Genomic DNA, 405 nt, shown 5'->3' on the forward strand with positions numbered 1-405 from the left:
CAGGATGCCGTTCGACCGCGACAAGCTGGTGAAGTCCTTCGAGATTGCGCTGCGAAAGCGGCCGATCGACCGCGACCGGATCGAGCGCGCCGTGTCCGGCATCATCCGCCGGCTCGAAAGCTCGGGCGAGACGGAAATCAGCTCGACCGAGATCGGCACGCAGGTGCTTGAAGCGCTGAAGAACCTCGATGACGTCGCCTTCGTCCGCTACGCCTCGGTCTATCGCGACTTCACCCATATCGAGGACTTTTCCGAGGCGATAAAGCAAATCTCGGCAAAGATCGCCCGCGACCCGATCGAGGAGCGCTGAGGTCTTTCCCGGCGGCGCCGAATGGACATGGACCAGCACACACGTGACGCAGAGCAACACCGCCTGGATGAGCGCTTCATGGCGGCGGCCATCCG

Annotated in this window: 1 protein-coding gene; it reads left to right on the top strand. The window is 63.0% G+C overall.

Annotation, left to right across the window (positions count from 1 at the left end; genetic code table 11):
* A partial coding sequence (locus tag AC1D0P_RS30925) for an ATP cone domain-containing protein (protein ID WP_477680221.1) occupies positions 1 to 310 on the top strand: 310 nt, incomplete at its 5' end.
* Between the last annotated feature and the right edge of the window lie 95 nt (positions 311 to 405).

The organism is Polaromonas sp. P1_G2, from assembly GCF_056405515.1.